The organism is Falsiroseomonas stagni DSM 19981 (assembly GCF_900114315.1).
GTDB lineage: Bacteria > Pseudomonadota > Alphaproteobacteria > Acetobacterales > Acetobacteraceae > Falsiroseomonas > Falsiroseomonas stagni.
In genome coordinates this window covers 651,062-661,968 of record NZ_FOSQ01000002.1, presented here as the reverse complement: position 1 = coordinate 661,968, position 10,907 = coordinate 651,062, and the positions used below count along the sequence as shown (strand labels likewise).

Genomic DNA, 10,907 nt, shown 5'->3' with positions numbered 1-10,907 from the left:
GGGGAACAGGTGCGGTATGCGGCCCGAAGGGCCGAGCGGCCGCCGCCGCCAATGCGGCGAAGCCAAGCCGCGCGGATGCGCGGCGCCCGGCGTCCGAGGGGCACGAAGGCGTAGCCTTCGTGCCATGGATCAGGTTTCCGGCTGGAAGCCGCTCGCCCGCACCACGGGGCCCCAGAGGTCGCGGTCGTGGCGGATGCGGGCGGCGAATTCCTCCGGCCCCTGGACCGTCGGCTGGAATTCCAGCCGGTCCAGGACCTGGCGCACCTCCTCCGTCCGCACCGCGGCCTGGATGGCCTGGTGCAGCGCGGCGATGACCGGCGCCGGGGTGCGGGCGGGGGCGAAGAGGCCCATCCATTCGCTGATGGTCAGGGCGGGGTAGCCCGCTTCGGCCAGGGTGGGCACATCCGGCAGGCGGGGCAGGCGTTCGCGCGAGGAGATCGCGAGGATGCGCACGCCCTGGCCGTGATGCGGCAACAGATCCGACACCACCGCCACCACCAGGGGGATGCGTGCCGCCAGCGCGTCCTGCACCGCCGGCGCGGCGCCGCGATAGGGCACATGGGTCAGGCGCGCACCGACCGCGCGGCCGATCATGTCGCCCACGAAATGCGGGCCGGACCCGGCGCCCGGGGAGCCATAGGGCACCTCCGCCGGCTGGGCCCGCAGCCATGTGGTGAGGTCGGCCAGGGTCCGCGCGGGGTGGCTGGCGGGCACGGCCACGGCGAAGGCGAAGTCGCACAGCGTGCAGACGGGGACGAAATCCGTCAGCGCGTCGTACCGCACCTCCCGCGGGAAGATGTGGGGCTGCAGCGTCATGACGCTGGCGGGGGTGACGAGCAGCGTCGTACCATCGGGGTCCGCCGCCCGGGTCGCATCGACGGCCAGGCGGCCGGAGGCACCGGGTCGGTTGTCCACCAGCGCGGAGGGGGCATAGGCGCCGCGGAGGCGCTCGGCATAGATGCGGGCGACCAGGTCCGTGGGCCCGCCGGCTGCGAAGCCGACCAGGACGCGGGCGGGGCGGCTGACCGCCTGGGCGCGGGCGCCTGTGGCGATGAAGGCGGGGGCGAGGGCGGGTGTCGCCAGCGCGGACAGCGCGAGGCGGCGGCTGATGGATACGCTCATGGTCCGTATTCTCCCCAGGGGTGCCGATGCACCTTGCTTTAGTGGTAAACTTATGGCGCATAATGGTTGCATTCAAGCCGGAACGTGGCGCGGTGGCGCGGCGGTTTCGCGCAAGGACAGGGAAGGAACCTCCATGACCCTCATGCTCAAGCGGCGTGCCGTGCTTGGCGCGCTTGCGCTGCCGGCCCTCACCGGGGCCGCCTTCACCGGCCAGGCGCGGGCCGAGGCCATCAGCCGCCCGGCGCGGCTGATCGTCGGCTTCCCGCCCGGCGGGTCCTCCGACATCGTGGCGCGGCTCTATGCGGAAAAGCTGCGTGGCCTCTACGCGCCCACCGTCATCGTGGACGGGCGCGTCGGCGCGGCGGGCCGCATCGCGGTGGAGGCGGTGAAGGCCGCCGAGCCCGATGGCACGGTCTTCCTGCAGACGCCGGCTTCCATGCTGACCCTGCAGCCGCACGTCTTCCCGCGGGAGGTGCGGTACGACGCGCTGACGGACCTGATCCCCGTCTCCACCGTCTGCTCCTTCCCCTTCGCCCTGGCGGTGCCGGCCAACCATCCCGCGAAGACGCTGGCGGAGCTGGTCACCTGGATGAAGGCGCAGCGGGGGGAGGTGCCCTTCGCGTCCCCCGCCGCGGGGTCGGCGCCACATTTCCTCGGCGTGTCCTTCGGCAAGACCATCGGCGTGCCGGTGACGCATGTGCCCTATCGCGGCGCGGTGCCGGCGGTGCAGGACCTGATCGGCGGGCGGCTGCCGATCTTCGTGGGCGTGCTGGGCGACGTCTCCCCCCAGCATGGGACGGGGGCGCGGATGCTGGCGGTGTCGTCGCCGCAGCGGAACCCGCGCTACCCGGATGTGCCGACCTTCCTGGAACTCGGCTATCCTGCCCTGTCCAAGGATGAGTGGTTCGGCGTGCTGCTGCCGGCGAACACCCCGGCGCCGATCGTCAACGGCCTGCACGCCGCCATCGTGCAGGCATCGCGGATGCCGGACCTGGTGGCGGCGCTGGACCGGCTGGAATTCCTGCCGACCGTGTCCGCCAGCCCGGCGGCGTTCCGGGACCTCATCGCGCGGGAACGGGCGGAATATGGCCCGATCGTGCGCGACAGCGGCTTCCAGCCGGAGAACTGAGTCCTGCCTTGCCCCTGCCGCAGTGGCGCCCGCGCGGCGCCATGCGGCGGGGGGACGGTTGAACGGAAGCGGGGTTGCATCCGCCCGCGCCCTCTGGGATGGGTTGAGCGGGCGGAGTTTTCACGCCCGCGTGAGGCCCCATGCCCGACGGCCAGAGTTTCCGGACGCCCGTTCGCACCCGATCGCCCGTGATGGGCGACGCGGTGGCGATCCTTGTCATCCTGGTCGCGACGGTGCTGCTGCGCCTGACCAGCTTCGTCCCCGCCGTGGTGGATACGGATGAGGGCCTGTACCTGGTGCAGGCGCGGGAATGGCTGAACGGGGGGTGGCCGCTGGTGGCCGCCTGGGACATGCACCCGATCGGTGCGCCGGCGATGTTCGCGCTGGCCTTCCTGGCCTTCGGCGTGTCCGTCGAGGCGGCGCGGCTGCTGGGCATGATCTGCGTCGCCGCCACGGCCTGCGCCCTGTATGGCGCGGCGCGGGCGGCGGGGGCGCCGCCCCGGATCGGGACCGGCGCCGGCATCATCTACGCGGCGCTGTCGGTGCTGCTGGGCGGGCTCTGCACCAATACCGAGATCCTGATCGCGCCCTTCGTCGCCGCCACCATGGCGCTGGCCATCCGGGGTGCCGCGCAGGCGGTGGGGCCGGCGCCGCGCGCGCCGGGCTGGGCGCCGCTGATCGCCATGGGCCTGCTGATCGGCACGGCGCTGGTGGTGAAGCAGGTGGTGGTGCCGGAGGGGTCGCTGGCCTTCCTTATCCTGGTGCTGCCGGCGCTGCTGCGGGGCGTGCTGCCCTGGCGGCGGGCGGCGTTGATGGCGCTGGCCTATGCCGGGCTCTGCGCCTTCCCCTTCATCCTGGCGGGCTTCGTCTATTGGACGCAGGGCTGGCTGGACCAGTATCTCGACGGCTCCCTGATGGCGCCCTTCCGCTATTCGCTGGAGCGGATCGAGGGACCGGAGGCCGCGCGGCGGATCGGGGCGGCGGCGCTGCAACTCGGCCTGGCCTTCGCCGCGGCGCTGGTGGCGGTGCTGGCCTGGCGGCCGCGCTGGGCGCCGGGGCCGGTCGTGCTGCTGACCGGCGCGGCGGTGATGTGGTTTGCCATCACCTCGGCCGCCATCGCGGGGCCGGGCTTCTTCTTCGCGCACTACTTCCTGCTGTGGCTGCCGCCGCTGGCGCTGCTGGCCTCGATCGGGGCCTGGTGGATCGCCGCGGCGCTGGCGCGGCCGGAACGCGCGCGGATCGCCTTCATGGCGGTGGTTGGCGTCATCGCCGCCCAGGCCTGGCTGGTGGAGGCCACCGGGCGGCTCGAACGCGGTCCGGGGCTGATGCACCCCGATCCCGTCCGCCTGGTCTCGGCCAAGGTGGCGGAGGCGGCGGGGCCGGGCGGCGACGCCTTCATCGCGAACTACCACCCGAGCGTCTACGTCATCTCCGGCGCGCGCCTGTCCACCCGCTTCCCCTTCCCCGCGCACCTGACCGGGGTGTTCGAGGATCTGTCGGATACCAGCACGGAGGCGGAGCTGGTGCGCGTCCTGGCGTCCCGCCCGCGCGTCATCGTCGTGGACCGCGGCTGGATGCACACCATGCGCCCCGCCGCGGCGGCGCAGGTCATGGCCGCGGTGGATCAGGGCTACGAGCTGTTCGCGACGGTCGGGGAGTATCGCGGGCCGGTGGAAATCTACCGGGCGAAATAGCCAGCCCGGGAGGGGCGCCGATGCTGACCGTCTGGGGCCGCCGAACCTCCTCCAACGTCCAGGCCCTGATGTGGGGCATCGGCGAACTCGGCCTGCCGTATCGGCGGATCGACGCCGGGCACATCCATGGCGTGACGGACACGCCTGCCTTCAGGGCGATGAACCCGAACGGCACCGTCCCCGTGCTGCTCGACGGGGATGGCGATCCGATCTGGGAGACCGGCGCGATCCTCCGCTACCTGGCCGGGCGCTACGCGGCCGCCCCCTTCTGGCCGGCGGAGGGTGCCGGCCGCGCGCGCATCGACCAATGGGCGGAATGGGCGAAGATCAACATCACGCTCGGCTTCACGGCGCCCATCTTCTGGCGCGTGGTGCGGACCGCGCCCTCTCGCCGCGATCCCGCGGCGATCGAGGCGGCGCTGGCGAAGCTGGACCCCTTCCTCGACATCGCGGAGGCGCAGTTGGCGCGGGGTGCCTGCCTGGCTGGCGATGATTTCACCCTGGCCGACATCCAGTTCGGCCATGTGCTGTTCCGCTATTTCGACATCGCCATCCCGCGGCGCGATCGCCCGGCGCTGCGCCGCTATTACGACGCGCTGGCGACGCGCCCGCCCTTCCGGGAGCACGTCATGCTGTCCTACGAGGAATTGCGCGTCCTCGATTGACGCTCACGGCGCCGGGAACAGCGAATCCGTCCGGCCCATGAGCCGATAGGCGAGAAGCCCCACATATTCCCGCAGCGCCCATTCCGCCTGGTTCAGCCGCGTCGGGAAGGGGCCGAAATAGTCGAGGCCGTAGCCCCCCATCGTCGTGTAGTTCACCGGCCAGGGCGTGACGGTCCAGCCGGCCTGGCGGAACACGCCCATGGCGCGCGGCATGTGGCTGGCGGAGGTGACCAGCAGCCAGGTCTCCCCGGGCTTCGGCTGCGCGACGCGGAAGGACAGCACCGCATTCTCATGCGTGTTGCGGCTTTCGCTCTCGAACTCCAGGCGGTCCGCGGGCACGCCGAGATCGGTGAAGAGCAGCCGCGCGGTATCGGCCTCCGTCGGTCCGCCCGGGATCAGGGAGGCCGATCCGCCGGCGAAGAGCAGGCGGGCGCCGGGGTGGCGGCGGGCCAGGGCCACGGCTTCCGTCATGCGCTCCGCCGCGCCGTTCAGGGCGGGGATGCCGTGGCGCTCCGTCATCTCCTGGTCCACCGCGCCGCCGATCACGACGATGCCGGTGACGGGGCCGGGGAGCGTCGCCGGGCGGGCGAAGCGGGTTTCCAGCGGCACGGTCAGCCAGGCGGCGATGGGGGTCGCGAAGACCAGCGCATACCAGCCGAGGCCGAGCAGAAGCGGCCAGCGACCGAAGCGCCAGCCGCGCCAGACCAGCGCCAGGCCCAGCAGCGCCAGCAGCAGCGCCGCCGTGTTCGGCGCCAGCACCATCCAGAGCGCCTTGGAGGCGATGAAGGTCACCGTCTCCACGTCGCTACAACTCCATGATCCGCATGGGATGCGCCCGGCCGCGCAGCAGGTCCCACAGCGCGACGAGGTTGCCCTTGAGGCGGCCGAAGCGGTCCACATGCGGCTCCGGCGCGAAGGATCGCAGCGCGTTCATGGCGATGTGACGCGCGGCGGAGGGGATGGCATGGCTCCAGGGGAAGGTCCCCTTGCGGGCGAGGTAGATGGGGTTCGCCACCTGGCTGTAGCCGAGGCGATTGCCGGCCACGCGGCCCGACTTGCTGCCGAGGTGGACGCCCCGCGCGCCGGCCAGGCGCAGGATGGAGCCGTGCCGGCCCAGCGCGCGCGTCACGTCGATATCCTCATACCAGGCATAGAGGGGCAGTTGCTCATCCACCCGGATGCCGTGTTCGCGCAGCGGCGCCAGGCGAAAGGCCATGTTGCAGCCATAGCCGTTGAAATGCGCCTGGACCGCCAGCGCATCGCCGTCGTAGCGGTCATCGGCCAGGATGGCGCGGCCTTCCGGCACCTCGATCCCCGGTCCCTTGGCGCCGTCGGCGATGACGGTGCCGGTGGTGACGACACAATCCGGATGCAAATCCAGCACGCGCTCCGTCACCGCGAGGTAGTCGGGCGCGGGCAGGAAGTCGTCATCGAGGAACAGCACCGCGTCGCAATCCGTCGCGGCATCGAGGATGGCGTTGCGCTGCCGCGGCAGCCCGGCGGGGGAGGGGATGAATTCCACCACGGGGAATCGTTCCGCCAGGCCCGTCACGTCATCGGGGGTGACGTGGCAGATGATGACGCGGTCGGGCGCGCGGGTCTGGCGGCGAAGCTCGGCCAGGACCTCGCCGAGGATGGCGGCGCGGCCGCGGGTGGCGATGCCGATCGCGATGCGCATCAGGGCTGGCCCTCGATGGGGGTGCGCACCAGGCCATCCCGCGCATCGCCGCGGAGAAAACCCGCGGCGCGGCCGGCGAAGGTCATGGCGTAGTAGGCGGCATCCCGCGGGCGGCCCTTGAGGAGGGAGACGACGACGCCGCCGAGCGGGCGGATGGCGAAGGGCAGCCACACGCCGGGCGCCACGCCGTGGCGGCGGAGCGCGAAGCCGAGGCCTCTGCCATAGAGGCGCGCGCGCGCCGTCGCGACATCGGACAGGCGCTTGTCGGGATGGATCACGCGCAGCGCCGGTTCGTAGCGCGCGGCGTGGCCGGCATGGATGGCGCGCAGCACCAAATCATTGCCCTCCGCCGATCCGATGGGCGTGCCGGGGCCCATCCCCTCATCGAAGCCACCCATGGCCAGCGCCACGGGGCGGCGGAGCCAGAGGTTGAACTCGATCACGCTCGTCCAGACGTTTTCCGCCGTGATGGCGCCCCCTTCGGCGCGCCAGCGGCCGCTGCCGAGGCCGCCTTCCGGGCTGGCGGCGGGGCCGGTCAGGACCATCAGCGCGGGGTCCGCCGCGAAGGCCTGGTCCACCATCGCCAGCGTGCCGGGGGGGAAGAGGCAGTCATCGTCGGGGAAGGCGACGATCTCGCCGACCGCATCGCGCAGGCCGAGGTTGCGGGCGTGGTTGGCATTGGCGATGGCGGAGCGGCGATGCGCCAGGCGGAGCCGCCCGGCATAGGGGGCCAGCAGCGCCGCCAGGCGGTCATCGTCGTTCTGGTCGACGATGATGCATTCGGCATCCTCGCGGCCCTGCGCGATCAGGCTGTCGAGGAATTCCGCGATCTCCGTCGTGCGGCCGCGCGTTGCCATGACCAGGCTGAAGCGGATCATCGGGCGGCGAGCCCCTGGTGCACCAGCGCCGTGAGCCGGTCGCGGAAGACGGCGTGGCTGAAGCGTTCCGCATTGGCGCGGCAGGCTTCCGGGGCGATGGACAGGCTTTCGAAGCGCGCGACGGCATCGCGGATGCCGGCCGCGCTCTGCTCGGGGAAGAGCACGCCCGTACTGTCCGGCACGACGATGTCGCTGGCGCCGCCGCGGCCATAGACGATCAGCGGCGTGCCGCAGGCCTGCGCCTCCACCATCGCGATGCCGAAATCCTCCTCCGCCGCGAAGACGAAGGCGCGGGCGGATTGCAGCAGGCGGACGAGGTCGGGTTGCGGGACGCGGCCCAGGATCTCGATGTTCTTTGCGTCGCCCGCGGCTTCGCGGACGCGCGGCATCTCCGGGCCGTCACCGGCGATGACCAGGCGCTTGTCGGGCATCTGCCGAAAAGCCTCGGCGACGAGGTCGATGCGCTTGTAGGGCACCATGCGGGAGGCGACGAAATAGTAGTCGTCCTTGGTGGCGACGAAGGGGAAGCCCTCGATATCCACTGGCGGGTGGATGACCGTGCTCTCCCGCCGCCAGGTCTTGCGGATGCGCTCCGCGATCCAGGCGCTGTTGGCGGCGATCAGATCCGGCCGCGCGGCGGAGGCATGGTCCCAGGCGCGCATCCCATGCAGCAGCCGGCGCGTCAGCAGGCCCTTGAGGCCCGTCTCCATCCGCGCCTGGCGCAGATACTGGTGCTGGAGGTCCCAGGCGTAGCGCATCGGGCTGTGGACGTAGGAGACGTGCAAGGTCGCCGGCCCCGTCAGCACGCCCTTCGCGACCGCGTGGGAGGAGGAGAGGACGAGGTCATAGGCCGAGAGGTCGAACTGCTCCACCGCGATGGGCATCAGGCCGAGATAGTAGCGGAACCACTGGCGCGCGCGCGGCAGGCGCTGGATGAAGCTGGTGGTGGGGACCTTGCCGCGGAGGAAGTGGCGGTCCTTGTCGGCCAGGAAGTCGCAGACGACGAAGAGGTCGGCCTCCGGCCAGATGTCCAGCAGTTGTTCCAGCACGCGCTCGGACCCGGCATAGGTCTCGAGCCATTCATGGACGATCGCGACCCTCATCGGGGCTCCACCAGGTCAAGCAGGCGCCGCGCGGCGGCGGGCCAGGAAAAGGTCTCGGCGCGGGCGCGGCCGGTGGCGCGGAGATGGTCCGCGAGGCCCGGCTCGTCCAGCAGGCGCGCGAGGGCGGCGGCCGGGGTGCGCGGGCCTTCGGCGTCGAACCAGAGGGCGGCATCGCCGCAGACCTCCGGCACCGCGCCGGCGGAGGCGGCGAGGACGGGGCAGTGGCACCACATCGCCTCCAGCGGCGGCAGGCCGAAGCCTTCGTAGCGGGAGGGAAAGATGAGGCAGAGCGCGTTCTCGTAGAGCGCGCGCAGTTCCGCATCGCTGACGCGGCCGAGCGCCCTGGCGGCGTCCACATCGGAGGCGTTGCGGAAGACGCTGGCATCGGCGGCGCCGGCCACGGCCAGCACCAGGCCGCGTTGGGCGAGCAGCGACACGGCATCCCGCAGCGCGCCGAGGTTCTTGTGCCCCGCGCGGGTGCCGACCGCGAGCGCGTAGGAGCGGGGGGCGAGGCCATGCTTCGCCAGCACCGTTTCATCCGCGGGGTCGCGCAGCGCATGTTCGCCCCCTTCCGCCACCACGCCGATCGTCGCGGCATCGACGCCGAGGCGGCGGGAGAGGCGGGTGCGGGAGAAGTCGGAGACGGTGATGAGCTGCGCGCCGAGGCGCGGCAGCGCCAGGTGCAGGGCGCGGTACCAGCTGCGGAAGGCGAGGGAATAGGAGTCGGGCGTGTCGAAGGCGCCGGCATCATGGATGACCACGGCCTGGCGGGAGGCGCGCAGCAGGGGGGCGGTGTTGCCGAGGTTGAGCAGCAGGTCCCGCCCGGCGGCGCGGGGCAGTTCCAGCTGTTCCCAGGCCTGGCCGGACAGGCGGCCCATGATCTCCACCGGCAGGCCGGCGAAGGTCTGCGGCGCGCCCCGGGGCGCCAGCAGGCGCAGCCGCGGGGCCTGCCCGGCTTCCGACAGCGCGGCCATGGCGGTCGTGACCTCCCGCGCGAAGCGCTGCACGCCGGACATGTTCTGCGTCAGGAAGCGGGCATTGATGGCGATGGTCATGCGGGTTCCCCGCGCAGCACGGCGCGGATGCGCCAGGGGCGGCGGATGAGGCCGCGCGCGTCACGGCGCTCGGCAGGGGTGAGGGCGGGCAGGCCGGCGGCGGTGAAGGCGGCCAGCGCGAGCAGGCCGAGCAACGCCAGCGGCCAGGGCCCGACGGGCAGCAGCAGCAGGGCGAGGCCCGCGCCGCCGGCGATCAGCGGCCAGGCGAGGCGCCGGGCGGCATCGGCGGCGGCGGGGTAGAAGCGGGCGACGAGGGCGAGGCGGCCGAGGCAATCGGTGGCGCAGCGCAGCACCCAGGCGCAGGCCGCACCCTCGATCCCCCACCACACCAGCAGCGCGGCGGACAGCGGCAGGAAGACCAGCGCCTGGCCGAGTTGCCACTTGGCATTCAGGTCCGGCCGGCCGATCGCGTCCAGCAGCGCGCCCGGGGCGAAGGCGGCGCAGGAGAAGAAGATGCCGACGGACAGGATCTGCAGCACGCGGCCGCCGCCGGCGGCGAATTCGGCGCCGAGCCAGAGCTGGAGCACCTGCGGGCCGGCCGCCACCAGGACCAGGCAGGCGGGCAGGACCATGGCCATCACCATCAGCGCGCCGCGGCGCAGCAGGCCGGCGGTGGCCTCCGCATGGGTCGCGAAGGCACTCGCCATGGCGGGCAGCAGCGCCTGCGCCACCGCGACCGGCAGGATCCACATGCGCATGACGAGGTCGAGCGGCGTGGCGTAGAAGGCCACCGCCGTCAGCGTCAGCAGCGCACCCACCAGGAAGCGATCGGCATAGAGCAGCGCCTGGGTCAGGATGCCGGATGCACTCATCCAGCCGCCCATCCGCACCAGCGGGCCGACCAGCGACCAGCGCGGCCAGGCGGGAGCCAGGCCCGGCAGGTCCTTCCGCGCCAGCCATGTGTAGCAGATCGTGTTCGCCAGCCGGCACAGCACCAGCGCCAGGATGACGCCGACCAGGCTCTGCCACACCAGCAGCACCAGCACCGGGCCGAGGTAGTAGAAGATGGCGACGGGAATGGTGACGAGGTTGGCTTCCCGGAAGCGCTGATGCGCCGCGAGCGTCCCCCAGAGCGCGGCATTCACCACCACCAGCGGCGCGGCGGCGCAGAGCACGCGGAAGGCGGCGGTCGCTTCCGCCTGCAAGGCGGGCGGCGTGTTCAGCAGGCCGGAGACGAGCCAGGGGATGAAGGCGAAGGCGATCGCCGCGACGATGGCACTCAGCAGGAACAGCGCGCTGATCGCGGCACCCGCGAGTTCGGCGGCGCCCGAGGTCTCGCCGGCCCCGATGCGGGCGGAGAGAGCGCGGGTCAGCGCCGCGCCGACGCCGAGGTCGAAGACCCCGAAGACGCCGACGAGCGCGAGGGCGAGGGTGAAGAGGCCCCAGCGATCCAGCCCCATCTGGTGGACCAGCACGGGCGTAAGGGCGAGGGCGAGTAGCAGGGGCAGGCCCCGCCCCGCCGCGTTCCAGAGCGTGCCGGAGAGGAGCCGGCCGCCGGAGGCGCGCTGTTCGGCTACGCCGGAGGCGCGCTGTTCGGCCGTTTCGGCCATGGCGTGCGCCATCCCTATGAAAGGGCCCGCGGC

At 72.5% G+C, this 10,907-nt stretch carries 10 protein-coding genes; 3 read left to right on the top strand and 7 right to left on the bottom strand.

Annotation, left to right across the window (positions count from 1 at the left end):
- Positions 1–129: 129 nt before the first annotated feature.
- Positions 130–1,122 (bottom strand): Bug family tripartite tricarboxylate transporter substrate binding protein, encoded by a 993-nt coding sequence (locus BM041_RS09710; RefSeq protein ID WP_175533844.1) that lies wholly within the window; start codon positions 1,120–1,122, stop codon positions 130–132.
- A 133-nt stretch (positions 1,123–1,255) separates the two neighbouring features.
- On the opposite strand from BM041_RS09710, the gene BM041_RS09705 reads away from it, so the two are divergent.
- The 3 genes from BM041_RS09705 to BM041_RS09695 all read left to right on the top strand — a co-directional run bounded on the left by BM041_RS09705 (position 1,256) and on the right by BM041_RS09695 (position 4,610).
- On the top strand, positions 1,256–2,251 hold the full coding sequence (locus BM041_RS09705) for a Bug family tripartite tricarboxylate transporter substrate binding protein (protein ID WP_175533843.1): 996 nt from the start codon (positions 1,256–1,258) through the stop codon (positions 2,249–2,251).
- 140 nt (positions 2,252–2,391) lie between these two features.
- Positions 2,392–3,945 (top strand): ArnT family glycosyltransferase, encoded by a 1,554-nt coding sequence (locus BM041_RS09700; protein ID WP_139226012.1) that lies wholly within the window; start codon positions 2,392–2,394, stop codon positions 3,943–3,945.
- 20 nt (positions 3,946–3,965) lie between these two features.
- Positions 3,966–4,610 carry a glutathione S-transferase family protein gene (locus BM041_RS09695; RefSeq protein ID WP_092958774.1) on the top strand — a complete coding sequence of 215 codons (645 nt, stop codon included), beginning with the start codon at positions 3,966–3,968 and terminating at the stop codon, positions 4,608–4,610.
- Positions 4,611–4,613: 3 nt separating this feature from the next.
- Here BM041_RS09695 and BM041_RS09690 read toward each other — a convergent pair whose 3' ends face one another.
- Genes BM041_RS09690 through BM041_RS09665 form a run of 6 tightly spaced genes read right to left on the bottom strand, consistent with a single transcriptional unit; the run spans position 4,614 to position 10,874 of the window.
- A complete protein-coding gene (locus BM041_RS09690; RefSeq protein WP_092958772.1) occupies positions 4,614–5,411 on the bottom strand; it encodes a YdcF family protein in 798 nt (265 codons plus the stop codon).
- Between the two features lie 4 nt (positions 5,412–5,415).
- Positions 5,416–6,288, bottom strand: a complete 873-nt coding sequence (locus BM041_RS09685; protein ID WP_092958770.1) for a glycosyltransferase family 2 protein — start codon at positions 6,286–6,288, stop codon at positions 5,416–5,418.
- Positions 6,288–7,166 carry a glycosyltransferase family 2 protein gene (locus BM041_RS09680; RefSeq protein WP_092958768.1) on the bottom strand — a complete coding sequence of 293 codons (879 nt, stop codon included), beginning with the start codon at positions 7,164–7,166 and terminating at the stop codon, positions 6,288–6,290. The genes BM041_RS09685 and BM041_RS09680 overlap by 1 nt, the downstream gene beginning before the upstream one ends.
- Positions 7,163–8,269 (bottom strand): glycosyltransferase, encoded by a 1,107-nt coding sequence (locus tag BM041_RS09675; RefSeq protein ID WP_092958766.1) that lies wholly within the window; start codon positions 8,267–8,269, stop codon positions 7,163–7,165. The genes BM041_RS09680 and BM041_RS09675 overlap by 4 nt, the downstream gene beginning before the upstream one ends.
- Positions 8,266–9,324, bottom strand: a complete 1,059-nt coding sequence (locus BM041_RS09670) for a glycosyltransferase family 4 protein (RefSeq protein WP_092958764.1) — start codon at positions 9,322–9,324, stop codon at positions 8,266–8,268. Before BM041_RS09670 ends, BM041_RS09675 begins: the two co-directional genes overlap by 4 nt.
- Positions 9,321–10,874: a flippase gene (locus BM041_RS09665; protein WP_175533842.1), complete on the bottom strand. Its 1,554-nt coding sequence runs from the start codon at positions 10,872–10,874 to the stop codon at positions 9,321–9,323. Before BM041_RS09665 ends, BM041_RS09670 begins: the two co-directional genes overlap by 4 nt.
- Between the last annotated feature and the right edge of the window lie 33 nt (positions 10,875–10,907).